Origin of the sequence: Sphingobacterium chungjuense, assembly GCF_011316935.1 — a bacterium.
Lineage (GTDB): Bacteria > Bacteroidota > Bacteroidia > Sphingobacteriales > Sphingobacteriaceae > Sphingobacterium > Sphingobacterium chungjuense.
The window spans coordinates 367,063-392,389 of the sequence record NZ_WLYS01000003.1 but is presented as its reverse complement, the minus strand read 5'-3'; the positions used below and the strand labels follow the sequence as shown (position 1 = coordinate 392,389).

Genomic DNA, 25,327 nt, shown 5'->3' with positions numbered 1-25,327 from the left:
TTATGGATACACTCAAACGTTTTGATCGCATCTTGCGATTATACTTTTTATTACAATCCAAGGTGTCAGTATCTATACAAGATCTACAGCAAGTTTTTGGAACTAGCAAAAGGACCATATATCGAGACATAAAGTCTTTGGAACTTGCTGGTATTCCGATTTTGTCCAAGAACGGTTCCTTTGGTATTTTAGAAGGCTATAGAATACACGCCTCTAGATTTACAGATGAGGAAATGCTTAGCCTTCTAGTGGCCGAAAAGATGATGAAGCAACATCAAACAAATTTTATTCGGCAACAGTTTGATTCGTTATTAGTTAAGGTGAAAAGTTCTTTTCAGTATCAGCAGAAAGTAGCGTTTGACGAATTGGAAGATAAGCTACATATCATGCCTGATACCAAGGCTACTTCATATTTACCAACTATCATCAATACTATTCTGGAAAGTGTTTCAGAGCGAAGTATTCTACAGATTGATTATTTAAAAGTTGGCAATATGGCGAAGCACACTCGTGAAATGGAACCAGTAGGCATATTCTTCGAGCGTGGTTTTTGGTATGTATTAGCATTTTGTCTCACACGTTTGGCGTATCGAAACTTCAGATTAGATAGAATTAAGCGGGTTAAAATTACCCATATACCCTTCACCCGTAAACACCAGTCAATACAGATTTTACGGTCTACATTGTCCGAAGTTCCTACTGTAAATATCGTTATTGAATCCGATAAAGAATTTGCCCATTTTTTATCATTCGAGAGAGACACATACGGTTTTTATAAAGAGGAAATAACATCTGACCATGCAAGGATGTATTTTAGATGTGCGGCGCATCCTACAGCATTTGTACGTTGGTTTCTGAGGTTTATAGACATTGCAGATATCTTAGAGCCAAAGGTTTTAAAAGATGAACTTTCAGAAATTGTGCGAAATGGCGTTAAAAGATTGACATCTAGTAAATAATCTGGGAATTTAGTAAAACTTATAATTATCTGCGTAGCTAACGGGCTTAGCCGGGAAAAAGAAGGTATAGATACTGTGGTTCGATAGCTTGAAAGCTATTAATAACATTTATAAAAAAAGCATTCGATAGGATAAATCTATCGAACGCTTTCTCTTTAACAAACCATTAATGGTTATTGGCATTAAATTTACCGTAATCTCACCAACAATTTGTAGCTATAAATTAGAAAATTATAACATGGCGTATTAGATATTTGTCTCGCAAAACGAAGAATAACTAGACTGACTATCGCCCTGATCTTAGAGCTAGGGCAAATTCTGCAGGTAATGGACTTTCTTCTATAGCTTTGGCGGATGCTTCCAAATCATAGCTAATCCTTCTAAATTCAACGTTGATGCTGTTGCGAAGTAATAATGAACTGTTATTATCTATGGTAAGCAGTGCATAGCATCCCCTGAGATCGCCATCCTTGGGCTTTCCTACCGAACCCAAATTTATTACATGTTTAAAAACTCCTTGTACGGTCTGTATAATCCGATGGTAGGGCTTGTGGGAATGACCAACAATAAGTATGTCTGCATCTGCTTCATCCAAGAGTTCCAGCACATAATTTTCGTCAGTATCAATCAGAATATATTCATCGATACGTCTTGTGCTTCCATGAGCCAAAGCAATCTTGAAAGTCGCTTCCACGAATGTAAACTCGATATTTATGAGGGCTGGAAGTTTTTTAAGATAGCCTCGATTATCTTCGCTTATTAGGTGATATGCATAGTTCTCACCTTTCTCATTCAAAGATACCGGTGTAGAGTCGATGCTATCGACTTTTTCATCATGATTTCCCTTTAGCGTAGCAATACCCCGTTTGCGTATTTCACCGATAATCTCATTCGGATAGATGTGATATCCTACTAGATCGCCCAGACAATAAGCAGTATCAGGTTTCTGGCTGTCCAAATCTTCTAGCATAGCCTTAAAAGCATGTAGGTTTGCATGAATATCAGAAAAGAAAGCGATTTTCATATGAGTCGTTCTTTATCAATACTTAGATTCCTCAGATAAGGTCGATGCACCGTAATATCTCTTTCTAAACCAGAATGCCAGATTAACAAGGACAATCAGTGCAGGAACTTCTACCAAAGGACCTATAACACCTGCAAATGCTTGGCCGGAATTTATTCCGAATACGCCGATAGCTACAGCAATAGCTAGTTCGAAATTATTTCCAGTAGCAGTAAAAGCGATCGACGTACTCTTAGAGTAATCCGCTCCAAAATAACGACCAGCAAAAAAGCTGATAACAAACATGATGCAGAAATATAGTATTAGCGGAACAGCGATACGCAAAACATCCATTGGGATCTGAACGATCAGTTTACCTTTTATGCTAAACATAATGATGATCGTAAAGATCAGCGCTACTAAGGTCAAGGGAGATACAGCAGGTATAAACTTATCTTCAAACCACTTTTCTCCCTTTAATTTAATTAGAGCATATCTACTTAGTATCCCCATAGCGAAAGGAATACCAAGATATATTCCAACACTAGTAGCAATTTCAGCAACGGTAATGTCAATCTCTAATCCTTGTACGCCGAAATATGGAGGAAGTAACGAAATAAAAATATAGGCAAAGACTCCGTACAACAGTACTTGGAATAGACTATTAAGCGCGATTAATCCGGCAGCATATTCTCTGTTACCTTCAGCGAGCTCATTCCACACCACCACCATAGCGATACATCTCGCCAGACCGATAAGAATAAGACCTACCATATATTCAGGGTAGTCATGTAAAAAGGTAATAGCAAGAAAGAACATCAGTAGCGGGCCTACTATCCAGTTGAGCACAAGGGATACGCTGAGTATACGTACGTCTTTAAAGACCTTACCTATATTCTCATACTTAACCTTGGCCAGGGGAGGATACATCATCAGGATTAAACCGATGGCCAGCGGGATGTTAGTTGTACCACTGGAAAACGATCCTATAAAAGACGAGGTTGAAGGAACAAAGGTGCCTATGGACACACCCATAGCCATAGCAATGAAGATCCATAGCGTGAGGTATCTATCCAAAAATCCTAATTTCTTTCTTTGCGCTACAGGAGCGCAATTCGTTACTGACATATGCTTATCTATAAATACCTTATAAACTACTAGGCTAGGTTTTTGCTGACAAAATCCGAGCAGTAATCTCTGATCAACTGGCGAACTGCTCTGAATTGGTAAATTATTTCTTCCGCAGAACCTTGCGCTTTAGCGGGATCTGGAAAATTATAGTGGAATTTTAGTGCATTTGTCGGGAAGTAGGGACAGCTCTCCTTGGCGTTATCACAGACCGTGATAACATAATCAAAATCAACTCCCGTGTATTCGTCAATATGATTGGAGGTATGACCAGAGAGATCTATCCCTTCCTCCTTCATAACCTGAACGGCTCTGGGATTGACACCATGGGTCTCAATTCCCGCGCTATAAATATGCGCTTTATCCCCGCCGAAATATCTCAGGTAGCCTTCTGCAATCTGACTGCGGCAACTGTTACCGGTACAGAGAACCAATACTTTTTTCATCATATAATGATTAACAACATCCACCTCCAGGTGTGCATTCTGATGCTCCCTTAGCGAGGTTTACCAATTTAACTTTTTGTTTTTCAGTTGGAACACCACATTTATCCAGTGCCAAGCAGGCTGTCTTTTTGGATAGCAAAATAAAATCTTTGCCATCAAATCCGAGTTCATATTTGCCAATCGTCTCTGACTGGTATTCAACCTCAACCTCAAAATCTTCCATACCCAGTACCTTTTCTGATAGTGAGATAATATCCATGAGTTTTCCAGGTTTTAAACGATGCTCATAATCATCCGCATCCCAAAGCTGAAAGTTCGCTACTCTTTCGTGACGGACAGTGCCGCCACAATCAATAAAATCCCTAGTTATAACGCCAACTTCAGTCACATGAAAGTGATCGGGCACGTATTGTCCGCTTTCTAACTTGAAATTTACAACCTCCGCAGTGGAAAGGATAGACTTTACTTTCGATATATTCATATTATATAGTATTATTGCAATTTTACGATTAATAGCTGCGAAAAAAAGTTAACAACATTCGGTTGTACTTTTATAGGAGCCTAGAAATTCTCCAAGCCTATTTTCAAGTAGTTTCCATACCTCTGGATTGATGCAGTAACATACGCTCACTCCTTCAATTGTCCCTTGGATAAGTCCAGCCGACTTAAGCTCTTTCAAATGTTGGGAAATAGTTGCTTGTGCCAATCCAAGCTCACCTACCAAATCTCCACAAATACAAGTATTCGATAAAATGATCCTCTGAAGGATCGCAATTCTTGCCGGATGAGCCATCGCTTTAAATAAGCTAGCCAGCAGATTCTGCTCCTCAGTAAATATTTCAGTTTTTGTAAGCCCCATAATTATATCGCAATATTACGATTGTTATTTGGTAGATGCAAATATATCAATATGCTATGCGAAGTCAAAATTTGTCTCACAAAACGAAGGTTTAATATTACTGCACATTGAAATACCTTATTTGATAGTTAGCCATTAAAACGTGTTTTCGTTATATCCCTTACTGATTCGATTTTGTTTTTTCTTTCCAAAATGTTGGTAGTAAGGATTAGAGTAAAGAGTTTCTTCATTAGTAATACATTCGGTGTGGCAGGGCGAAAAATCACTAGCATGTTATCCGTGAGCTTATAGATTTGTCTATTCGTATATCTAAATATCTGTAGATCTGGATATCTATTCATCTCCTTATCTGAGCATTTCGATATATGTATGTCCAGTCATGTAGAAATCACTAAGATCGCCTGTTCGTTACCATATTTTTATGTCATTTAAATAAATATCCTCCTATCAAATGGTAGTTTATCCTATGTAAATAGCTTTATACACGATGTTGATCTCTCAAATCACTTTTTAGCAATGAACTTCTTAAATTTGATATATGCCGGTTAGATATTTTAAATGCAGAAAGCCTTTCCAAATAAATGCTCATCCCTATGAGCTTGGCAATATATTGGGATTGAAAAAAGGTTATGATGATAATCACTTTTTATTGAAATTGTATAGTATCGACCATTCTGATTTCAAGAGCTATTATAGTTTTCATCTGGAATACTTTTCAAACCGAAATCCTTCCCAAGGGGAGAAAGATTTCTTTTCACACGTTTGGTCTATTGTCAATGCTCGAGTTAGCTACTTTGAAACTAGAGATCCCTTTTCGGCCAAGCATCCACGGTATGTCTCCAATATCCATAAACTAACAGAGTTTAGAGACTTCCTTTCTAATTACGATCATGATAATATGCTTCCACAGGCAGAATTAATCAAGAAAAAGGATACTATTATAGCCGAACTTCATAAAAAACTTGAAGACAGAGAGAGGAGATTAAAAACACTGGAGGAGTACGAAGTGTCGCTTAAGATTATGATTCAGGATGATCATTTACCAACGTTTATAGATCTGATTCACCAGATCAAAGATTTGTCATTACCAAGGTCTGGCAGAAAGCTTTTGAAATCAGATTATGATAGCCCTTACTATAAACTTATTTCAAAATACTTCTCGCATCAGGGTAAAGAAATTCCTATTAATACAGCACGTAATTATTTCGTCCAAAAGTCTGCAAGAGATGCTACTAAAGGGTCTAAAATCCCAGAAGATAAAAAGTTGTTTTCCATTATTCCAAGAATGGTAAAGGATTGATCTAATCTATATTCTTTTGGTGTGACCAAGGGTTCCCAGTGGTCATCCGCTGATAGATCGTATTTGCGAATTTTGCTATCAATGCGTAGGAGAGTCCTATTGCAATTGAACGCTTAACTATTCAATTCATTATGCAAGTAAACATCTTGACTAAAGAAGACCTAAACCAATTCAAGACAGAACTAATTCAGGAGTTTAAACAACTACTTTCGAATTGTGACAACTCCGTTTCAAACAAATCACGCTGGCTACGCAGTGCTGAAGTTAGAAAGCTTATGAGTATCTCGCCAGGGACACTCCAAAACCTCCGAATTAATGGCGTTTTACCATACCGCAAAGTTGGCGGAATTATGTTCTATGCCATAGAAGATATTCAGAAAATGATGGAAGGAGGGAAATCATGACCAAAGTCAGTATTCAAAATAAAATGATGGAGTACAGCAAGTGGGTTGGAAGAATGAGTTCAGATAGGCGGATAATGTCCACTCATGTAAGTTTATTTGCTGCACTTTTTGTCTGCTGGCAGCATGGAGGTTTTAACAACCCCTTCGCTGTTACTCGTAGAAAGCTCATGGCACACAGCCGAATTGCATCCATCGCAACCTATCACAAATGCATCCGTGAACTGGATGCATTTGGGTATATCCACTACAAGCCATCCTACCATCCCAAGATGGGCAGCCTTGTTTATTGGCCGCGTGAATGAGCTGAGCCAATACACCATCAAATTAGTGCAGACAGATCCACACAGAGTATTACACGAGAAACTACTTTTAGAAACGATCTGATAACGCAAACTGCAGAGATAAAAGCCAAGAGCCTAGCAAGCTAACTTATGCGGTCTGTAGGAAGTAAGTTTGTGTTTTCTGTTACACAAAAACTCCCTTAAGCCAGCAGAACAGGGGCACTTTCTTTCTGCTCCCGAGGGGCGCATGAAGTAGCAAAGGGCAATAGAAAATTCAATATATACCTAGATATCTAGACATCAGGATGTGAATATATCTGGCTATATAGATATGCTGGATAGTTCTTCAGAATACTTCTATGCAACTTATAATAAGTGTATTTTCCAAACATACAAAAAAGTGAGTTGCGAACTTTTTATTTCCCCTTAATTATTTGCGAGATCAGATCTTGCAAATAATTAAGGCAAGTTCGTTTTTTGTATGGCAGGTTTGACGCAGGAAAACTGTACGTACAAAGACACAACTTGCAAGTAACTTAACAAAAAATCCTGCGTTTACCAAAATCGTTATTTTTGAAGGTGAAGGGCATATTCGCAGATTAAAAATAGATTGGGATATACTGTATTTTAAGTTATAGGCTATCAAAGTCTTTATTAAAAAAATCGTTCAGTGACATATCTATCTTTTCCAGAATATTAATTAAAGAACTAATCCTTAAATCTTCTGAACCGGCTTCGTATTTTCCGTATTGCGATCGGTTAAGTTCATATTTATATGCAAAATCATCTGAATTAGAAAATCCCAGTTCTTTGCGAACTTGCCGTAGTCTTAACCCAATTTTTTTTACTTCCTTGGGAAGGTCTTTCGATACTTTTTTACTCATGCTTTGTCCTAAAGCATAAATCTCAACAGAATCAGATTTATATATTACTCTTAATTAAGAGTATATTAATTTGGAGAATTTTCTATTGTTTATTATATTTGTGTGTCGCAGATCGAATTTGCGACACGCAATTAGTAATTAAATGTCCAAGGCACTTGGAAATCGGCACTTGCGCTGAAAATGTAGGAACCTTTCTGAACAGCAAGTTGCAAGAGTTCGGTGCCCATTACATATCTTTGTAAAAAAAGACATGGTGGGCCCTCTCTTGTATGTTGTTCAGCTTTCCTACAAGCTTCAGCGCATATATAGAGAGGTATCCCATCACCAGTCTTAATGGGAATATATCTTCTGCTCCAGATTTTCGTGTAACAGCAGAAATAGATATGATACCTTCAAAAAAACAACTCTTCAAAAATATAATACGCTCTCCAAGTTAATATTCTTGTCTGCTGGAAACTTGATCGATTCCTGCTACTACTTGAGATTTCGATCTCGCAGGTATTAAACAATTGATATTTGCGATAGCCTAACCTTTAATTCATTTAATCCCAAAAAATTATGACATTTTCCAATGCCTTGGCCGCGCTTTGGCCTAAATCAAAATATACCAGTAAAGCTTTACCGCTTTACATTTTTCTTATTCTAAGTTCATACGTGTTTGTTAATAGTGCCTTTTCCCAGTCTCGTTCGGATGGCGAGGCTGGAGTAAAGGCCAAAGAAGTAAGCCCATTTATTATGGGGGAGAAGGTGCCCGAAGAGTTCTGGAACCAGAAGCACCTATTTTACCACCAAGGCGATACGATTCGCGGCACACTAGAACAGTTCAAGGGAAAGCTCGTGTTACTGGACTTTTGGGCGAGCTGGTGCGGGGCTTGCAGAAGCAGCTTTCCAAAGCTAGACTCATTGCAATACCAGTATCCACATGATCTAGCCATTATACTGGTTAACCCGGCTCGTTACAAAGATACATTCAAAAAGATCGACCGATGCTACAATGAAGTCTTAGTGGAAATCGGCGGTGCTGAATTACCTTCGATCATCTTAGATGAAACATTGATCGATCAGTTTCCTCATAAGCTGATCCCAAACTATGTATGGATATCAAAAGGAGGTTTTATTAGAGGATTCACCGGTAGCGGTGGCGTGCTTAGCCAAACCATTGAACACCAAATCAATCAACACAGTTTATAAGCGCGATATGATGAAACAAATATACTTTACTTTAATACTACTCGGGTTTATCTACCATTCGCTCGGCGCCCAACAGCTGCGTGGCAAAGTGCTCTCCGCTAGTGACCAAAAACCAATTATCGGTGCTACAGTAAAACAAAAAGGAATTAATAATATCGTGAACACCGACCGGGAGGGATGGTTCAGTATCGGCGTGCACACAGGTAGTTCTCAGGAATTCGTTATCGAGCATGTAGGGTATAAAACCTACCAAACAACGCCTACTTCCATATCCGACACTCTAGTCATTCAATTAGAGCAGCTCGATAAAGTGGTGGATTCGGTTACTGTCGTATCAACAGGCTACCAGCAGCTACCTCGAGAGCGAGCTACAGGATCATTTTCTACCGTGAACCGCGAGCTCTTTAACCAACAGGTCGGCCCAGATATCCTATCTCGCTTGCCCGCTATTGCCAGCAGCTTGACGACCGATAATAGTTCCATGACCCCAAGACTTATGGTGAGAGGACTGAGCACCATTCAAGGGCCAAAGGATCCGCTAATTGTGCTGGACAATTTTCCATACGAAGGCGATATCCAAAACATCAATCCCAATATCGTGGAAAGTATCACGATCTTAAAGGATGCCGCCGCCTCAAGTATCTGGGGAGCACGAGCGGCCAATGGGGTCATTGTCATCACCACCAAAAAAGGACAGTTTAACCGACCTATCGCCTTAGAGTTTAATAGCCAGCTGACTGTTATAGGCAAGCCCAATCTGGATTACTTACCACAAATGTCTAGCAGCGATTATATCGATCAGGAAATAGAACTATTTGGTCGCGGGTTTTATGATAGCCGCATTGGCTCAGCATCGAGCCCAGTGATCTCACCCGTGGTAGATCTGCTCGAAAAAGTACGCAATGGTTCACTCAGCGAGCAGCAGGCGGAGCAGGAGATTAACCGTCTGCGCGGCATTGATGCAAGGAATGACTTCAATCGATACATGTATAAGCATGGTACAAACCAGCAGTATTACCTAGGGGCTAGAGGTGGTAGTGAAACTTTCTCCTGGTCTTCGGCAGCAGGTTGGGATCGCACAATAGATAATCTAGGCGAAAGCTACGATCGGGTAAACCTACGCTTTGAAAACACGTACCGTCCTATGCCTTCGCTATCGCTACGTACGGGCGCTTACTATACCCAGAGCAGCACCCATTCCGGCCGGCTCGGCTATGATAATGTATCCATGCATGCAGGTAATATCGTGCCTTACATGGAACTAGCAGATCAGCAGGGTAATGCACGGCCTGTGTTCTATAATCTGAACAATACCTATATCAATTCGGTAGGACAGGGGCAGCTTTTAGACTGGAACTACTACCCGCTAGATGACTGGCGGTACAATACCAATTCAGGCAGTTCATCCAGTATGCTGGCTACTGCGGGGCTAGACTACGAGATTCTCCCCGGACTGAGCGGCTCGGTAAACTATCAGTACGAGCGTCAGAACAACCGAAGTGAATCTCTGGCAGATGAGCAGAGTTATTCTACCAGAGACTACATTAACCGCTTTACCAATATCTCTGGCGGACAGGCAAGCTTTCCAGTGCCCAGAGGAGGAATACTGGATCGTAGAAGCGGCGTTCTTAATGCCAGTAGCTTGCGCGGACAGCTGAGCTTTGATCGAGACTTTGGTGATCATCACATCAGCGCGATTGCCGGAAGTGAGATGCGTAGCACGGCGCGCAATTCTGCTCAAGATAGGCTATATGGCTACAATCCCAATAATTTGACCAGCGGTAGAGTAGACTATACGCGCTCATATGCAGGATTTATTACTGGGAACAATTTTATTCAGTATGGCAGCTTCGCCTCGGCATCTGATACGCGCTTTTTATCGCAATATGCTAATGCTGCATACACCTACCGTGCGCGCTATACGCTATCGGCAAGTGCGCGAAGAGATGCCAGTAATTTGTTTGGTCTAACTACCAATGAGCAGTGGAATCCTTTCTGGTCGGTGGGTATGGCTTGGAAAGTGTCAAATGAAAGATTCTTTAAAACAGATCTGCTGAGCTATCTAAACATCCGGGCAACCTATGGCTTTAGTGGTAATATTGATCCAGCAATGGTCGCGGTTAATACGATCAGCTTCTTTCAAAACAACTCGCCATTTACCGGAAGACCAAATGCTCAGATCGCGAACTACCATAACCCTTCACTACGCTGGGAAACCTCGCGCATGATCAATGTGGCGGTAGATCTGCGTAGTAAAAATGATCGGATCAGCGCCAGCGTGGAATATTTCCGTAAGCAGGGGCGGGATCTTTTTGGCGCAGCACCTATTGATTATACCACGGGCATACCACCTGCCACGCTGCGCAATGTAGCCAGCATGTCGGGAGATGGTTTAGATATTGAACTAAAAACGGATAACATCAGATCGACTGATTTGCAATGGTCGAGCATTTTAAACTTCACCATGTTTAAGGATCGCATACAGGAGTACATGGTTAACCGTACGCTGGCCAGCGAATATGTCAATCCAGCATCGGTGCCGATCTCAGGCATTGCTGGCAAGCCCGTCTATGCCATGTTCGGCTACTCGTGGGCAGGGCTGGATAGTGAAAACGGACAGCCTCAGGGATATCTTGATGGCCAGATTAGTACAGACTACCGCAATATGATCGGAGCAGGCACAAGTATCGATGAGCTGGAGTATTTCGGATCATCAATCCCGACGACCTTTGGTTCATTTATTAACTCATTTACTTATAAATCGGTTAGTCTGCAAATAGGCTTATCCTACAAGTTTGGTTACTGGTTTAGGCAAGGATCCATACATTATACCGATCTAATGAATAGTTGGCGTGGACATAGCGATTACGCGGATCGCTGGCGGCAGCCCGGCGATGAACTACATACTCATATTCCTGGCAACACCTATACGACAAATTCACAGCGAGACAGTTTTTATGCAGGCTCCAGCGTGCTGGTAGAGAAAGCAGACCATATCCGCCTGCAGTTTATAAACCTAGGCTATCTCATTCCCTTAAATATAGGGGGTAAACAGAAGAATATCCAGATCTACTTAAACGCCAATAACCTGGGAGTACTATGGCGGGCAAACAAGCAGAGCATTGATCCAGACTTTCATTCGCCAAATTCGCCAAGACTAATACGCCCAGCAGGCTACACCTTGGGACTTCGAACAAACTTTTAAAAGCAGCACGACAATGAGACATAATAAAGCTTTATTAAATAGTGAGCGCACTAAAAACCACAATAGCCAGACAGTACGTAAAAGGGGTACTTTCCATAATCCCTTTAAAAGCCAATTTTCAGCAAAAGGATTAGCCTCAATACTAGCAATACTTATCATCAGTATACTGGTGGGGTGCTCCAGCTTTTTAGAGCAAAAGGCAGATGGGAGGCTCACGGTTCCCACAACTGTAGAAGATTTTCAGGCGATGATGGATAATTTTTCTCAGCTTAACAATGAATTCGCCTCAGCGGGAGAAGTAAGCTCAGATGATTTCTACTTAACGGACGCTGATCTACGAAGACTTTACTACGAGACTGATCGAAGATTATACACCTGGCAGCCAGACTTTGTGGCTAGGCCACAAAGCTCAGCAGGGGATGAGTGGTACAACTGTTACCGCGGGGTGAACATCTGCAATTTGGTGCTTAAGGGAATCGCGGATAACGATCTCTCGGGCTCAGAGGTCGACAATGTGCGTGGGCAGGCACTGATGATGCGTGCGGTACGTTTTCTAGATGCTGCTCAAACTTGGTGCGTAGCATACTCAGCGGCTACAGCCAGCAGTGATCTAGGGATTGTACTAAAACTGGATCCTGATCCAAATATTCCCTCGTCGCGATCCACGCTAGGGCAAACCTATCAAAAGATCTTAGAAGATATGCAGCAGGCGCTTGGGCTTCTTGCTGAGCGGCAGCTGGGTAAGACCCAGCCTACTAAGACCGTAGCGCTGGGAATGCTTGCCAGAGTACATCTGTATATGGGTAACTATGAAGCAGCGCTGGCGTACCTAGAGAAGATCGATGCCTCCATGCTAAATTTGATCGATTTCAATACCATTGATGCCAGCAGGCTGTATCCAATCCCTGTAACAGCAAATACTAGCCAAGAGATCTTGCTTAGAACAAACGCACTGCTGGCGGCGCCACTAAATACAACGGTTGCTAAAATAGATACTACCCTTTATGAATCGTATGATGAAAACGATTTAAGGAAAACAGTTTACTTCCGACCTAACCCCAGCGGTACCTACTTTTTTCGAGGAGCACATACCGGCTCAATGACTATTACTCCGGGATTAAGCTCAGGTGAGGTGTTATTGATGAAGGCTGAATGTTACGCGCAAGTCAACAATCTGGAGCAAGCTGCAAATGTGCTAAACCAACTGCTAGTTAAACGTTATAAGCAGGGTAGTTTTGTGCCATATAGCTTTTCCCAGCAGCAGCACGCTATAGATATTATCAAAAGTGAGCGTAGAAAGGAGCTTGTAATGCGTGGACTGAGATGGCCAGACATTAAGAGATATAACCGCGATGGTGCTAACATTACACTCGAGAGATTTGCGGATGGGCAGCGCCACAGCTTACCACCAAATGATCCGCGGTATGCTATTGCTATCCCTGAGGAAGTGATTATGCTTTCAGGCATGCAGCAAAATCCACGCTAATAAAATTGAAGATATGCTTTTTATAAAGAAAGAAAATGTGGTAATACATTACTTGGAGAATAAATCGGAGCTAAGGGTGTGGAACTCTATGGAGCGGGATTTATTGGAGCGTTTGCTGCGCGTTGAGATCGCGGTAGATGATCAGTGCTTTATTGAAAAAGTGGCTAGGATGCTATCGACCATCAGTAAGGAGCTGGAAAAAGGAGCAGGACTAGTGGAGGTTATCCATGCTATTGGCCATAATAATTTTACTAGCTTCGAATTCAGAGAAAGTTAAATATTGTGTCAACCAGTAGTGAATTGATCCAAATCTAGAACAGGTGTACTTAAAAACACATAAGGTCAGCACAATTTTGTACTGACCTTATGCTACCTATTTATATGATTAACTTACGGTCTTCGTGAATCATCAAGCGACAAAACGGTATTATTGTCCATGCCGCTTAGATAATCCTGTAATTCACTCAGGTCGTTCGCCTCGACGGTGATTTGGCAAGGTTTATTACCTTCGAATCCGCAGGCATCTCCACCACCTTGCTCCCAATTACTCACATCAGAAAATGCATTGGGTGCCTCGCTATCTCCAATGTAATGGAAGGTGTTTTGGATGGTAGCAGAAGCAACTGTTTTATTCATCACTGCGGTAAATGCAAACGTTCCGATTGCAATTAACGCTAATATTAATGTGAAGAGTGATGTCTTCACTACAAATGTATTTTTCATTTTTTAAAATTTTGAATGTTTGTCAATCGCTTACTTTGTGTAAGCATAAATATAATTCATATTGAAAAGGCCTACTGGTCGGAAGTGTCCAGTAGACCTAGATCGGGAATACCGCGAACTTTCTTCTGTGATATATTTTGAATGTGGTCATAATCCATGTTATTTGACAGGGTTAGATTCATATGGGCGATATCCCTATCGCTTCACATTTCAAAATTAGGGACATGCGATCGCAATTTTTTGGGAAAACGTCGCAAATAATTGGCAAAATGATCGCAAATATTTGCGATCTATCATTTATCCAAATGATTTAAAAATAAAGTTTCTAGGAAAGGCATATATGAGTTATTACATTTTAAATACATATTAGTCGCAACCGAATGAATTTAAGATGTTAAGAAAAGGGTAGATATATGCTGCTCGTTAAAAAGCATGTGAGGTGCACAGACCTCAGATAAACAACTGGTTGCTATACAGAAATCAGAAACGAACCAAAAAGTGATAATCACAAAAGAAAGAGCCAAAAAGAGCCTTCGGCGTACGGTAATTTCGGAATTAACTGGTTAACCTCAATGATCAACTGAAACACAATCGGAAAGAGCCGTGATCAAATGTTCAGAAATAGATAATATGCAATCAATACCTTATTTTAGCTAAATATTTTTTTATGAAGTTAAAATACGAAGAGTGGCTCAGCGGTCAAATTACTAACTTGCATGCAAAACACTTATTTAATTCAGGCGTGACATGTTATAAAGCCTCTGTTTATAATGCGGCCATGATTATGAGTTACCTAGGGTTTATGATTGCTATTAAAGAAAGATTAATGGTTTGTAACAAACCAGAAAATTTTCCTGAGCGGCTATGGATAGATATTTTGAAGAAACTCGCCAATGAGGACAATTGGGAGAATACTGTATTTGATACATTAATGATGAAAGGCAATAATGGTAAAGAACCAACAGATTCAAGACCTCCCATTTTCCAAATAAGCGATAGCCTGAGAAGTCAGATAAGATATTGGAAAGATAGGAGAAATGATTGTGCCCATAACAAAGATAATGAAATAACTTCCGGACATGTTGAACTATTCTGGGCATTTCTTCAATCTAATTACCACAAAATAAGTGTAGAAGGAAGCGTAGGTAGTTTGCTGAATAAATTTTCAAGACACTATGATACAAGATACACTAAGTATGGATCAGATGTCGACGATTTGGTAAAAGAAATTCCCCTGGCAGTTGATAAACCTGATTTAGAAAAATTTTTAGAAGATATATTCAAACTTGCATGGAATCCATTCGACTGGGATTTGGAAACTAACTTGTGTATATGCATTTTGAAGCTGGATATAAATGACATTACTTTAGAACTAGTAAAATATTTGATTAGAAAAGATGACTTAATATACAGCATAATGTCATCCTTCCCAAACTATATCCAAATATTCTATGATCAACCTTATAAAATTAGGAACTTTTGGCAAACAAATTTAAAGCGTTGTCGAGATGTTATATCGGTATACGCATACTTGTTACGGAACCAACTGATTCCCCCCGACGAAATTTTGGAAGCGCATAAATTGGTGGTTAATTTGGGTAGAAGCAATTTAAACGAGCTAGATCAGGAAACATTAAAATATTTTGGATACGGAGAAGTTTTAAACGATACTCTATTCAAGTATTCCGGTCCACAAAGAATTAAATTCTGGATGTTTCTTAATGAAAAGTCTACACTGTATGTTCAATATCTAGAATTTTTTGATTGGCATGACGAATCTATTGTCATACTTTATAACAATTTTGTTAAAGACAACTTTACACCTAATAAACTAATACATGAGGTTAAAAGAATGTTAGAAAGGAAACCCTATTTAAAAGACAAACTCAATAAACGATTCGTAGATCTCAAGTTATCGTATCCCCTGTGTTTAAATTGAAACTCAATACCGAAATACTAATATTTTCAATTAATCTTGCTAAGCTAATTGTAAATGATTATCCTATTAATCGCAACAAAGTTGAACAGTAATAACTATATACTAATTTTGAAATCTGACGTTATTTTTCAGCTAGCACTGCGAACTTTTTCATCAGTGGAGCCATATCCTCACTCACTTTCTTATCTAAAACTTTTGCATACAGCTGAGTAGTTCGAATATTAGTATGACCAAGCATTTTGGATACGCTTTCTATAGGTACACCATTCATGAGTGTTACTGTGGTCGCAAAAGTTCTTTTGGCTACGCGGTTACCCAAAGTCTTATTGATGCCGCATATAGCAGCAATTTCTACTAGATATTCATTCATCTTTTGATTGCTGGAGATTGGCAAGGCGCGATTGTTATTGACACACCAAGGATTATCAGCATATTTTTCAAGTATACTTGATGCTACAGGTAGTAGGGGAATCGAAACCCGAGTATCCGTTTTCTGACGGTAGGTGAAAATCCATCTTCCTCCATCTACGCCAACGCCAATATCTGTCAACTGCAGTTTGTGTACATCGGCGTAGGAGAGTCCCGTATAACAGCTAAAAAGGAAGAAATCGCGCACCTGTTCCAATCTTTGTGTCGTAAGTTCCTTATCGACGATGCTGCGTAATTCATCTGCCGTTAAAAAAGTTCTATTAACAGGTTTTGATTGAAGCTTGCGACCATCAAAAGGATCGCCATCTATCCACTTATAACGAATGCAGATCAAGATGATCTTTTTAAGATTCTTTAGGTGCTTATTGGAGGTATTGATGTCATTGAGCTTAATAGACCTGAGATAGAATTCAAAGTCATCGATAAAAGTTTGATCTAGATCTTTCAGATCAACATCGGATTTCTGGTAAGTTAGCTCTAAGAAACTCTTGATATGCCTAAAAAGTACTTGATATCTTTTGAGCGTACCCATAGCATATTCACCATGTTGCACCAACGTTTGCATTTTTTCATTGTGTAGCTCGATGGCGTAACATAATGTGTAACCAGCATTTGAAATGCCTAAATATCGATTTTTGAAAGTAGTAATGTCAAAATCGATTGCATCCATGCGAAGGTCATGATTGATAGCATGCAATCTAGCATTCAAGTTGTCCAGAAAAGCGTTTATTGTTTTGCTTTGTCGGGACTTTCCTAAGAACCTTCCAGCTTCAACATTCCACTGTTCAGGAAACGCTCTTTTTCCGGTTGGACATTCCCAGCGCTTTCCATTCAGCGTGACACGCCAATAAATGAAGGATGGATTCTGTAATTTTTGATTTTTTGACTTCTTCAAAAAGAAGAGTACACTAAAATTAGTCTTCATAACTGATGAGTTAAGGTGAAACAAAATTAGCTTTGCAGTACTATTTTAACAAGATGTTTTCGATTTGAACCTGTTTGAAATCAATTAGTTAGCCCCTTATTCGGTGAGTCTTTTTAAAAATAGCAATGACTCACCGAATGACTCACCACGAATATGCTATTTAGTGCATATTTTGGTGCTTTATACCAAATAAAAAACCCTGCAATCTGTTGATTTGCAGGGTTTTAATGATTTTTAGTGTTACTCTTGGTGATCCCGCTGGGATTCGAACCCAGGACCACTACATTAAAAGTGTAATGCTCTACCAGCTGAGCTACGGAATCGAACTTCTCATTTTCGAAGTAACCTTCGTTGTTTGAAGTGATGCAAAAGTAGAAAAATCATGCATTCAGTCCAAATTATTAGCATAAAAAATCTGCTATTATGCAATAAATCATTGTTTATCAGCTGGAAAAAAATATCAATTATTTTGATCCTAATACTCAAGATCATCGGAAATGTACTATCTACGGCAGTACAACATCCTTTTGGCCCCATTAATATCTTCCAAAATCTTTACTTGAGAAAATCCTCGTGTTTCTACAATCGCTTTTGTCTCGGCGGCAAGGTATTGATTGATCTCAAAATACAGTACACCATCAGGCGCTAAATGCTGTGCTGCAAAAGCTGCAATCTCGCGGTAGAAAATCAAGGGATCGGATTCCTCCACAAATAAAGCGCTGTGCGGTTCATGGTCAAGCACTTGGTTACTCATCTCCAATTTCTCCATAGGCGTGATGTAAGGAGGATTACTCACGATCACATCATAACTTTTACTTTCACCTTCCCATTTGCACCGATTTAGTATGTCACCATGCGTGAAAACAACGTTTGCATCCAGCTTCTCCGCATTGCGCTGCGCTACGGCTAAGGCTTCGGTCGAAATATCCATAGCTTCGACCTTAGCATATGGGAATTTTTTTGCTAAGCTAATGGCAATACATCCACTTCCGGTGCCAATATCTAGCACTTGTGCTCGCTTTCTGTATTTTTCTTGCCTGGTGATGAGGTCTACTAATTCTTCGGTCTCCGGGCGCGGAATCAAGGTGTGTTCATTTACCTCAAACACGAATCCATAAAAAGGCGCGTGACCTAAAATATGTTGTATGGGCATCTGCTCCCTTAACGCATTCAGCACACGATGAAACTCGGCCAGTTGTGCATCATTCACTGGATGGTGCAAATTCATCTTCACTTGAAGTCTCGAGATAGACAATGTCTCGGCGGCGGCAATATAGAAAAGACTGTCTATTTCCTCAGCTGGATAAATCTCAGCGAGCCGTTGACCGAATATGGTACGTAAGGAGTGTAGCGTTTGCATATGCAAACTTACGAAAGCCGATTCTTTTATTATTATTGATGCGTATTTGATAGATTTGCTGGATGATACTGGATGAGTTATACATGCGTCGCTGTTTGCAATTGGCCGAAATGGGCGCCGGCACGGTAAGTCCGAATCCGATGGTGGGCGCTGTGATTGTGCACGATCAGCAGATTGTTGGGGAAGGTTATACCTCTCCTTATGGTGGTCCGCATGCAGAGGTTAATGCCGTTCAAGAAGTAATCACAAAATACGGTGAGACTGATGCGGCAAAGATGCTCAAAAACAGTACGATTTATGTGAGTCTTGAGCCATGTGCTCATTTTGGGAAAACACCGCCCTGCGCCGATATGTTGGCGCGTTATCAATTGCAAAAGGTCGTTATCGCTTGTCAAGATCCATTTGCTAAAGTGAATGGGGCAGGAGTGCAACGCTTGCAGGACGCCGGAATAGAAGTTGTATTAGGCCTTTTGGAGCAAGAGGCTCAATGGTTGAATAGGCGATTTTTCACACGCTTGGAGCAGCAACGACCGTATGTGATTCTTAAATGGGCGCAGACAAGTAATGGTTTTTTGGCTTCGCTCGAACCCAAACAACAATGGATCTCTAATAGTGCCAGCCAACAGTTGGTGCACAAATGGCGTGCAGAAGAAGATGCGATCTTGGTCGGTACTAGAACCGCGTTGATTGATAATCCGTCCCTTACCGTACGTGATTGGGTCGGAAGTCATCCGAAGAGAGTATTGATCGATAAAAATCTTTCCGTGGCGGCTGATGCTTCGATTCTTAATGCAGAGGTAGAGACCTTGGTATTCAATGCGAAGAAGACCGATTGGAGCACGCATGTCAAGTATATCGAATTAGAGAATTTTGATCTTTATTTGCCTCATAATATCCTCTATCAACTGCATCTGATGGATGTGCAATCCATCATTATCGAAGGTGGCTCGAAGACCCATCAAATGTTTATCGATGCAGGGCTGTGGGATGAGGCACGGATATTTTCTGCTGATTTTGAATGGGAAAATGGCTTACCGGCACCAACTGTAAATGGCAGACTTGTAGAGAAAATGCAGGTGGGTAACGACAGTTTGGAAATTATATGCAGAGCCTGATTTCTTTTTGATTAATTTGTTTAATTTTAAAGGTGAAATATCCGGAGGAATTAATACAGGTTTTGTGGAAATGCCAGCTTTATGCCAATACAGATATCCAATGTGTTGGTGGTGAACAGGTGCGAATTCTATCTCCGGGAATCTACAATCGAGACGCGGGTCCTGACTTTCTACACGCTAAGCTCCGCATCAATAATCTTTTGTGGGTGGGTCATGTAGAGATTCACTGGGATGCAAAAAGTTGGTTTGCACATCGGCATCAAGATGATCTGCGATACGACAATGTAATCCTTCACGTAGTTTGGGAAAATGAATGCGAAATACGCCGGAAAGACGGTAGTATCATTCCTACGCTTCAACTAAAAAATTATGTCTCTACAGATGTTTTAAAGCAACATCACGTTCTTCAGCAGTCACGTGCTTGGATTCCTTGCGCCGATCAACTAAAAGACGTCCCATTACTTGTTAAGCTCCAAATGCTGGACCGTATGGCGAAGAGTCGTCTTGAAGCGAAAGCAGCTGAAATAGCGCAGCTATTGGTGCACTACAAAAATGATTGGGAGAAAGTAACGCAGCAGTTATTTGCGGAATCATTCGGTATGCGGGTCAATAAGCATGCATTTTCACAATTGATCGCTTCATTGCCAGCAAATATCTTGGATCGGTATCAAGGAAAACAAAAAGAAATAGAAGCATTACTCTTTGGGCAAGCTGGTTTGCTTTCGCAAGATCCTCCGGACAGCTATGCCGCCAAGTTAAGTGATCAATATGTTTATTTGCAGCAGCTTTATCAACTCACGCCAATGTCTTCGCAGGAGTGGCGCTTCTTGCGTATGCGACCAGCCAACTTTCCGACGGTTCGTATTGCACAGTTAGCTTCCTTTTTCTCGGAAATGACGCGCATTTGTCAGTTGATCGTATCCATAGAAGATCTTCGTGCCTTGCAACAGCATTTTTCAGGTATATCCACTTCGGCATATTGGTTAACGCATAATAACTTTGGGAAAAGCATCAAAAAACGTGCGGTGCGCATCACTTCGACTTTTCTAGACCACATTGCTATTAATTGCTTCGTTCCAATTTTGTATGCTTATGGGCACCGTCATGGCGATGAATTAATGCAGATGCGCGCCGTAGACTGGCTCAATCAAATACCTTTGGAGCAAAACACCATCACGTCTCATTTTTTAAAAATTGGCTTATCAGCGCAACATGCAGCGGATAGCCAAGCATTGATTCAGTTGCATCGCGCATATTGTGAGCCCAAGCAATGTTTATCTTGTGCTATTGGCATTCATTTGTTGAGTCGGCCTAGATCATAAGGTCAAGATTTCTCCTAATTCTTTAAAACCTTTATCAAAAGCAATGTCTGCTGCAGTCAGGCCTTGACCTGTGCGCGATGCCACATCCGCACCTTGCTCCAAAAGAATAATTATGATCTCGATATTGCCATGTTGCGCCGCCAGATGTAATGGCGTAATGCCACCTTGTTGGGAAACGTTTACCTCCGTGCCTGCTTCGATAAGGAGTTTTGCGATGGCTGTATTGTTAGTGCTTAGTGCGGCATGTATAGGGAATACATGGAAACCATTTTGCGACGAAATATTAGGGTCGGCATGATGTTTCAATAGAAGCCTTACCATAGTTTCGTGGCCAAAATGTGCCGCAATACCTAAAGGGGAAAAACCATTTGTAGATATCTCATTGACGACATCAGGTTTCTGAGCGATCATTAATTCCAATTGTTCGGCATAGTTTAATGCACATACTTCGTGGATGTTGATATTCTTGAGGTATTTAAGAATGACTTGTATGATTTGGTTTTTGCGGTAATAGCAAGCTAGTAAAAGAGCCGAAACCTGGTGACTTGTTAGCATATCAAGTAGTTCAGGCTGCCGAGATAATAGCATATCTAGGTCTTGAATATTCCCTGTTTCGACATATTCCTCCAAAATAATGATGCTCATGGCAATAAAAATTAATTTTTACGAAAAATTCATTTTTTACTAAATATAATGAATATATCGTAACTATTTGTTTTAAGTGTTGAAAATGTGTTATTAGTGCAACGATTGCTTGATATAATAACTTAAATTATAAATCCATGTTTTTTAACTGAAATTGTGGTTTTTTCGCCACAAAAGTAATGTAATGTCGTTATTCGTATTGTTTATTATTATAAAATAGCTACTTTTGTTATGCCCCTCCCAAGGGCATGTTTTTCATAGGTAGATGTAGGGTCGATTAAGTTCTTATTCGGCCCTTTTTTTTATTTTTGATCCCAAGATATACAAAATCAAACGAATGAGCAGGAAAATAGTTGTTGCGATTACTGGCGCCAGCGGTGCATTGTATGCCAAAGTCTTATTAAATAGTCTGGTACAGATGAAAGAGCACGTAAGTGCTATTGGTGTGGTCATGTCGCAAAATGCCAAGGACGTATGGAAAGTGGAGCTGGGCGATGAGTCTTATCAGGATTATCCCGTGACATTTTACGATCGCAATGATTTTTATGCGCCATTTGCTTCCGGTTCGGCCGGTTATGATACGATGATTATTTGTCCCTGCTCTATGGGAACGATGGCGCGTATTGCACAAGGAATTTCTAACGACCTGACTACACGTGCTGCCGACGTGATCCTAAAAGAACGTCGAAAACTAGTATTGGTAGCGCGCGAAACTCCGTACAGTCTGATTCATCTGAATAATATGACAACGATTACGCAGTCCGGAGGAATCATTTGTCCTGCAAGTCCATCGTTTTACAGCAACCCGCAATCGTTAGAGCAATTGATTAAAACAGTGACTGACCGCGTACTGAATTTAGTCGACTTGCCGAGTAATGGTTATCAGTGGGGGAATTGATTTGGCATAGCTATAGGCAAATCTGATCCTATTTTGTACATTTGTTCTCCAATGACACTACTTAGATATTTGAAGTTGGAAAATCTACCTGAGTGCAGCCAGATCACATCTGGAAGCCGTTTGATACAAGTTAATCAAATGGTGAATAAATTGTTGTATCCACATTACCTATTCACGTACAAACATACATGGCTACTGTTCTAATTACTTCAGCAGTGTTGCTATCGCCCGAGCATGCGCATCACCTTTCGGAGGTGGATGTATTGCTGGAGGATGGTATCATCAAATTTATTGGTAAGCAAAATAGCATTGATCGTGCTGACATCGAAGTGATCGATGCCAAGGGTAGCTACATAGCACCAGGTTTTTTTGATTTGAATGCTAATTTTGGCGAGCCTGGGTTAGAAACCAAAGAAGATTTGCAGACGGGTATTGCATCCGCATCGGCAGGTGGTTTTACCGGCGTCGCGATCCATCCAAATACAAACCCAGCTATTTATACACGCTCCGAGGTGGCTTTAATAGTCAATCAAAGTCGTGGCGCAGTAGTCGATGTACATCCTGTTGGGGCAATCAGCAAAAAACGCCAAGGAGAAGAGTTAGCAGAACTTTACGATATGAAGCTGGCTGGTGCGATCGCTTTTAGCGATGGTGATCGCAGTGTGCAACAGGCAGGTTTGATGAGCCGCGCATTGTTGTATTCTAAAGGATTTGATGGCTTAATCATGGCTTTTGCGCAAGATGAGTCTATTGCCGGTGGCAACAAAATGAATGAAGGTGAGGTGAGTACTTACCTCGGCATGAAAGGTATTCCAAATCTTGCAGAAGAACTAATGGTATCGCGCAATATCAAATTAGCCGCTTACCACGATGCCCGCATTCACTTCTCGACAATCTCTACCGCTGGAAGCGTCGACTTGATTCGCCAGGCGAAAGAAAATGGGTTACGCGTAACTTGCGATGTAGCAGCACATCATCTGTTGCTGACGGATGAATCTATCACAAGCTTCGATAGTAATTATAAAGTTAGTCCGCCTCTACGTACACAGCAAGATGTAGATGCGCTACGCGATGGTTTACGTGATGGTACGATCGATGCCGTGGTATCACAACATACACCGCATGAGATCGAATTCAAGCAAGTGGAGTTTCACATCGCAGCAGATGGAATTGCTTCGTTGCAGACCGTGTTGCCAACGTTACTATCCGCTGGCCTATCGGCCGAAGAAATTGTAGAATTTTTAGCTATTCGACCACGTCAGGTGGTAGGATTGGCTTTGCCAACTATTGAAGAAGGCGCGGTCGCTAACTTCGTACTATTCGATCCGACAGCAAAATGGAGTTACGATCAGAAAAGCAACCAATCAAAAGGAACTAATAATCCTTGGTTTGGTCAAGAACTCGTTGGTAAAGTATTGCTAACAGCCAATAATAAACAACTTACACGCAACACAAAATAATACATCGATATGGATGCACATGTAAATAATGCCTTGCACAATGCGCTACAGTATTTTGCTACGGTAGAAGAACAAGATTTTAGCGGTATTGAAACCGAACTTCGGGCAACTTTTGACGCGGACCTTCCATTTATGGATAAAGTTTCGAAGTCGGATGAAGCTTTTGACAATCATCCCCGCTTTGAAGAGCTGCGCGAGTACGTCTTCGATTTGTTGATGATTAACTTCTTTGCCGAAGATGTACAGAAGTTAGAAGAGGATTATTTAGACTCTGAGGAATGGGAAGCTATTGAAGAAGATACATTGGATCGCGGTAGCGAATTGCTTAATGTATTGCTTTACCTAAAGGAGTGTGAAGATGCTGATGTTGAGCCATCTTTGGATGACTACTTAAAGGAGTTTTTACTGGTCGAGGAAGATGAATTCCAAGATGAACACCGCATTTACGAAGAAGTGATCAAAAACCAAATTTTGGTAGAAAGCAGCTTTGGAGAAATTGCGAAAGTAGGCGCTAAGATTGACATAGAAGAAGAGATTAAAGATATCTTCTATCCATTGATGTCGTTTTTCGCAGAGCCACGTCCGGATCAAGCCGCTATCGAAGAATTTTTAGAACAAAGTGATCGCAAATCATTAGATTTGGCTATTTACCAACTAATTATTCAATTCAACAACTAAAACAATTTTTATGAGCAGTATACCCGTAGAGTCAACAGATCTAAAGAAACAAGCCGCTATCTACGGAGTGATTCTTGGTGTGATCAGTTTCGTATTAGGTATTATCACCCTGATTATCGGTGCTAATGCGACTGGTATTATGACCGTTTCTTTCGTGAGCATATTATTGGTGTATGTCGTTCCTTTGGTGATCACTTGCCTACTTGCTGTGAGATTGCGTCGTCAGGCGGGAGGTTATTGGGATTTTCGTACCGCGTTGAGCCATATCTTTATCGTATTGGCAGTATCTGTGGTGTTATCCACCGTAGGTTCGAAAATTGTAAGTCGTGTAATGCCTGCATTGGAAGAGCGCGCTATCGATAATATGATGAACCTATCCATTGAATCACTAGAATCTATGGGTTTTCCGGATGAGCAGATCGATTCTACCGTGGAGCAACTTGAGGTGCAAAAAGAAGGATTGTATACTTTTTCTTTCGCTAATCTCATCCAAGCTTTGGCAGTATCGCTAATCATGTATTTTATTTTAGCGCTGATCTTAGCGGCCATCTTCAAAAAAGAGCAACCCATATTTGTAGATGATTCGGCGGATAATGCTCACCCTTGGCAAGCTCCACAAGGTCCTACAAATTAAGGTCTTTTGTTCTTGTATTTAAATAATTTATTCTGCTAGATGTTACAGCCTGT

25 protein-coding genes and 1 tRNA gene are annotated in these 25,327 nt (G+C 40.7%); 15 read left to right on the top strand and 11 right to left on the bottom strand.

Annotated elements, in window-relative coordinates:
- The first annotated feature begins 2 nt into the window (after positions 1–2).
- Complete coding sequence (locus GKO22_RS09415) at positions 3–959, top strand: helix-turn-helix transcriptional regulator (protein WP_166334425.1); 957 nt, start codon at positions 3–5, stop codon at positions 957–959.
- Positions 960–1,245: 286 nt separating this feature from the next.
- Here GKO22_RS09415 and GKO22_RS09410 read toward each other — a convergent pair whose 3' ends face one another.
- The 5 genes from GKO22_RS09410 to GKO22_RS09390 are packed head-to-tail and all read right to left on the bottom strand — an operon-like array spanning position 1,246 to position 4,395.
- The gene (locus GKO22_RS09410; protein WP_166334423.1) at positions 1,246–1,983 is read right to left on the bottom strand and encodes a metallophosphoesterase family protein; all 738 of its coding nucleotides are present in this window, start codon (positions 1,981–1,983) and stop codon (positions 1,246–1,248) included.
- 15 nt (positions 1,984–1,998) lie between these two features.
- Complete coding sequence (gene arsB / locus GKO22_RS09405) at positions 1,999–3,090, bottom strand: ACR3 family arsenite efflux transporter (protein WP_166334421.1); 1,092 nt, start codon at positions 3,088–3,090, stop codon at positions 1,999–2,001.
- Between the two features lie 29 nt (positions 3,091–3,119).
- Positions 3,120–3,536 carry an arsenate reductase ArsC gene (locus tag GKO22_RS09400; protein ID WP_166334906.1) on the bottom strand — a complete coding sequence of 139 codons (417 nt, stop codon included), beginning with the start codon at positions 3,534–3,536 and terminating at the stop codon, positions 3,120–3,122.
- Between the two features lie 10 nt (positions 3,537–3,546).
- Positions 3,547–4,017, bottom strand: coding sequence for a DUF6428 family protein (locus tag GKO22_RS09395; RefSeq protein WP_166334419.1), 471 nt, complete (start codon positions 4,015–4,017; stop codon positions 3,547–3,549).
- Between the two features lie 48 nt (positions 4,018–4,065).
- Positions 4,066–4,395, bottom strand: coding sequence for an ArsR/SmtB family transcription factor (locus GKO22_RS09390; protein ID WP_166334417.1), 330 nt, complete (start codon positions 4,393–4,395; stop codon positions 4,066–4,068).
- A 538-nt stretch (positions 4,396–4,933) separates the two neighbouring features.
- Between GKO22_RS09390 and GKO22_RS09385 the strand changes: the two genes are divergently transcribed.
- From GKO22_RS09385 to GKO22_RS09380, 3 genes are all read left to right on the top strand, one after another.
- Positions 4,934–5,695, top strand: coding sequence for a hypothetical protein (locus tag GKO22_RS09385; RefSeq protein ID WP_166334415.1), 762 nt, complete (start codon positions 4,934–4,936; stop codon positions 5,693–5,695).
- Between the two features lie 131 nt (positions 5,696–5,826).
- Entirely contained in the window at positions 5,827–6,099 is a 273-nt protein-coding gene (locus GKO22_RS16870) for a helix-turn-helix domain-containing protein (protein WP_240920237.1), read from the top strand.
- A 123-nt stretch (positions 6,100–6,222) separates the two neighbouring features.
- Positions 6,223–6,483 (top strand): hypothetical protein, encoded by a 261-nt coding sequence (locus GKO22_RS09380; RefSeq protein WP_166334413.1) that lies wholly within the window; start codon positions 6,223–6,225, stop codon positions 6,481–6,483.
- 529 nt (positions 6,484–7,012) lie between these two features.
- On the opposite strand, the gene GKO22_RS09375 is transcribed toward GKO22_RS09380, so the two are convergent.
- A complete protein-coding gene (locus tag GKO22_RS09375) occupies positions 7,013–7,264 on the bottom strand; it encodes a helix-turn-helix domain-containing protein (RefSeq protein WP_166334411.1) in 252 nt (83 codons plus the stop codon).
- Positions 7,265–7,822: 558 nt separating this feature from the next.
- Between GKO22_RS09375 and GKO22_RS09370 the strand changes: the two genes are divergently transcribed.
- From GKO22_RS09370 to GKO22_RS09355, 4 genes are read left to right on the top strand one after another with little or no spacing between them, the layout of a single operon-like run.
- A complete protein-coding gene (locus tag GKO22_RS09370) occupies positions 7,823–8,455 on the top strand; it encodes a TlpA family protein disulfide reductase (RefSeq protein ID WP_206367865.1) in 633 nt (210 codons plus the stop codon).
- Between the two features lie 7 nt (positions 8,456–8,462).
- Positions 8,463–11,660 (top strand): SusC/RagA family TonB-linked outer membrane protein, encoded by a 3,198-nt coding sequence (locus GKO22_RS09365; protein WP_166334409.1) that lies wholly within the window; start codon positions 8,463–8,465, stop codon positions 11,658–11,660.
- A gap of 13 nt (positions 11,661–11,673) precedes the next feature.
- Positions 11,674–13,146 (top strand): RagB/SusD family nutrient uptake outer membrane protein, encoded by a 1,473-nt coding sequence (locus tag GKO22_RS09360; RefSeq protein WP_166334408.1) that lies wholly within the window; start codon positions 11,674–11,676, stop codon positions 13,144–13,146.
- Positions 13,147–13,159: 13 nt separating this feature from the next.
- A complete protein-coding gene (locus GKO22_RS09355) occupies positions 13,160–13,423 on the top strand; it encodes a hypothetical protein (protein ID WP_166334406.1) in 264 nt (87 codons plus the stop codon).
- Between the two features lie 113 nt (positions 13,424–13,536).
- Here GKO22_RS09355 and GKO22_RS09350 read toward each other — a convergent pair whose 3' ends face one another.
- Positions 13,537–13,869, bottom strand: coding sequence for a hypothetical protein (locus GKO22_RS09350; RefSeq protein WP_166334404.1), 333 nt, complete (start codon positions 13,867–13,869; stop codon positions 13,537–13,539).
- A 667-nt stretch (positions 13,870–14,536) separates the two neighbouring features.
- On the opposite strand from GKO22_RS09350, the gene GKO22_RS09345 reads away from it, so the two are divergent.
- On the top strand, positions 14,537–15,808 hold the full coding sequence (locus GKO22_RS09345; protein WP_166334402.1) for a hypothetical protein: 1,272 nt from the start codon (positions 14,537–14,539) through the stop codon (positions 15,806–15,808).
- A 121-nt stretch (positions 15,809–15,929) separates the two neighbouring features.
- Here GKO22_RS09345 and GKO22_RS09340 read toward each other — a convergent pair whose 3' ends face one another.
- From GKO22_RS09340 to prmC, 3 genes are all read right to left on the bottom strand, one after another.
- Entirely contained in the window at positions 15,930–17,162 is a 1,233-nt protein-coding gene (locus tag GKO22_RS09340; RefSeq protein WP_166334401.1) for a site-specific integrase, read from the bottom strand.
- Between the two features lie 247 nt (positions 17,163–17,409).
- A tRNA-Lys gene (locus tag GKO22_RS09335) sits at positions 17,410–17,485 on the bottom strand.
- 179 nt (positions 17,486–17,664) lie between these two features.
- Entirely contained in the window at positions 17,665–18,522 is an 858-nt protein-coding gene (gene prmC / locus GKO22_RS09330; RefSeq protein ID WP_166334399.1) for a peptide chain release factor N(5)-glutamine methyltransferase, read from the bottom strand.
- A 62-nt stretch (positions 18,523–18,584) separates the two neighbouring features.
- Between prmC and ribD the strand changes: the two genes are divergently transcribed.
- Positions 18,585–19,637 (top strand): bifunctional diaminohydroxyphosphoribosylaminopyrimidine deaminase/5-amino-6-(5-phosphoribosylamino)uracil reductase RibD, encoded by a 1,053-nt coding sequence (ribD, locus tag GKO22_RS09325; RefSeq protein WP_166334397.1) that lies wholly within the window; start codon positions 18,585–18,587, stop codon positions 19,635–19,637.
- Positions 19,638–19,669: 32 nt separating this feature from the next.
- Positions 19,670–20,959, top strand: a complete 1,290-nt coding sequence (locus GKO22_RS09320; RefSeq protein ID WP_166334395.1) for a DUF2851 family protein — start codon at positions 19,670–19,672, stop codon at positions 20,957–20,959.
- Here GKO22_RS09320 and GKO22_RS09315 read toward each other — a convergent pair.
- The gene (locus GKO22_RS09315) at positions 20,954–21,604 is read right to left on the bottom strand and encodes an ankyrin repeat domain-containing protein (protein WP_166334394.1); all 651 of its coding nucleotides are present in this window, start codon (positions 21,602–21,604) and stop codon (positions 20,954–20,956) included. The genes GKO22_RS09320 and GKO22_RS09315 overlap by 6 nt on opposite strands.
- Positions 21,605–21,941: 337 nt before the next feature.
- On the opposite strand from GKO22_RS09315, the gene GKO22_RS09310 reads away from it, so the two are divergent.
- From GKO22_RS09310 to GKO22_RS09295, 4 genes are all read left to right on the top strand, one after another.
- Entirely contained in the window at positions 21,942–22,502 is a 561-nt protein-coding gene (locus GKO22_RS09310; protein ID WP_116776421.1) for a UbiX family flavin prenyltransferase, read from the top strand.
- Positions 22,503–22,690: 188 nt separating this feature from the next.
- Entirely contained in the window at positions 22,691–23,962 is a 1,272-nt protein-coding gene (locus tag GKO22_RS09305) for a dihydroorotase (RefSeq protein WP_166334392.1), read from the top strand.
- A 9-nt stretch (positions 23,963–23,971) separates the two neighbouring features.
- On the top strand, positions 23,972–24,640 hold the full coding sequence (locus GKO22_RS09300) for a hypothetical protein (protein ID WP_166334390.1): 669 nt from the start codon (positions 23,972–23,974) through the stop codon (positions 24,638–24,640).
- A gap of 10 nt (positions 24,641–24,650) precedes the next feature.
- Positions 24,651–25,274 carry a DUF4199 domain-containing protein gene (locus GKO22_RS09295; RefSeq protein WP_166334388.1) on the top strand — a complete coding sequence of 208 codons (624 nt, stop codon included), beginning with the start codon at positions 24,651–24,653 and terminating at the stop codon, positions 25,272–25,274.
- Positions 25,275–25,327: the final 53 nt, after the last annotated feature.

Bases quoted from the DNA above. Each gene is read 5' to 3' on its own strand.
- GKO22_RS09400 (WP_166334906.1), bottom strand. From the start codon at position 3,536: ATGAAAAAAGTATTGGTTCTCTGTACCGGTAACAGTTGCCGCAGTCAG.
- GKO22_RS09345 (WP_166334402.1), top strand. From the start codon at position 14,537: ATGAAGTTAAAATACGAAGAGTGGCTCAGCGGTCAAATTACTAACTTG.
- GKO22_RS09380 (WP_166334413.1), top strand. From the start codon at position 6,223: ATGGAGGTTTTAACAACCCCTTCGCTGTTACTCGTAGAAAGCTCATGG.
- GKO22_RS09385 (WP_166334415.1), top strand. From the start codon at position 4,934: ATGCCGGTTAGATATTTTAAATGCAGAAAGCCTTTCCAAATAAATGCT.
- GKO22_RS09295 (WP_166334388.1), top strand. From the start codon at position 24,651: ATGAGCAGTATACCCGTAGAGTCAACAGATCTAAAGAAACAAGCCGCT.
- GKO22_RS09300 (WP_166334390.1), top strand. From the start codon at position 23,972: ATGGATGCACATGTAAATAATGCCTTGCACAATGCGCTACAGTATTTT.
- arsB (WP_166334421.1), bottom strand. From the start codon at position 3,090: ATGTCAGTAACGAATTGCGCTCCTGTAGCGCAAAGAAAGAAATTAGGA.
- GKO22_RS09350 (WP_166334404.1), bottom strand. From the start codon at position 13,869: ATGAAAAATACATTTGTAGTGAAGACATCACTCTTCACATTAATATTA.
- GKO22_RS16870 (WP_240920237.1), top strand. From the start codon at position 5,827: ATGCAAGTAAACATCTTGACTAAAGAAGACCTAAACCAATTCAAGACA.
- prmC (WP_166334399.1), bottom strand. From the start codon at position 18,522: ATGCAAACGCTACACTCCTTACGTACCATATTCGGTCAACGGCTCGCT.
- GKO22_RS09355 (WP_166334406.1), top strand. From the start codon at position 13,160: ATGCTTTTTATAAAGAAAGAAAATGTGGTAATACATTACTTGGAGAAT.
- GKO22_RS09365 (WP_166334409.1), top strand. From the start codon at position 8,463: ATGATGAAACAAATATACTTTACTTTAATACTACTCGGGTTTATCTAC.
- GKO22_RS09305 (WP_166334392.1), top strand. From the start codon at position 22,691: ATGGCTACTGTTCTAATTACTTCAGCAGTGTTGCTATCGCCCGAGCAT.
- GKO22_RS09375 (WP_166334411.1), bottom strand. From the start codon at position 7,264: ATGAGTAAAAAAGTATCGAAAGACCTTCCCAAGGAAGTAAAAAAAATT.
- GKO22_RS09410 (WP_166334423.1), bottom strand. From the start codon at position 1,983: ATGAAAATCGCTTTCTTTTCTGATATTCATGCAAACCTACATGCTTTT.
- GKO22_RS09340 (WP_166334401.1), bottom strand. From the start codon at position 17,162: ATGAAGACTAATTTTAGTGTACTCTTCTTTTTGAAGAAGTCAAAAAAT.
- GKO22_RS09370 (WP_206367865.1), top strand. From the start codon at position 7,823: ATGACATTTTCCAATGCCTTGGCCGCGCTTTGGCCTAAATCAAAATAT.
- GKO22_RS09310 (WP_116776421.1), top strand. From the start codon at position 21,942: ATGAGCAGGAAAATAGTTGTTGCGATTACTGGCGCCAGCGGTGCATTG.
- GKO22_RS09360 (WP_166334408.1), top strand. From the start codon at position 11,674: ATGAGACATAATAAAGCTTTATTAAATAGTGAGCGCACTAAAAACCAC.
- GKO22_RS09390 (WP_166334417.1), bottom strand. From the start codon at position 4,395: ATGGGGCTTACAAAAACTGAAATATTTACTGAGGAGCAGAATCTGCTG.
- GKO22_RS09415 (WP_166334425.1), top strand. From the start codon at position 3: ATGGATACACTCAAACGTTTTGATCGCATCTTGCGATTATACTTTTTA.
- GKO22_RS09315 (WP_166334394.1), bottom strand. From the start codon at position 21,604: ATGAGCATCATTATTTTGGAGGAATATGTCGAAACAGGGAATATTCAA.
- GKO22_RS09395 (WP_166334419.1), bottom strand. From the start codon at position 4,017: ATGAATATATCGAAAGTAAAGTCTATCCTTTCCACTGCGGAGGTTGTA.
- ribD (WP_166334397.1), top strand. From the start codon at position 18,585: ATGATACTGGATGAGTTATACATGCGTCGCTGTTTGCAATTGGCCGAA.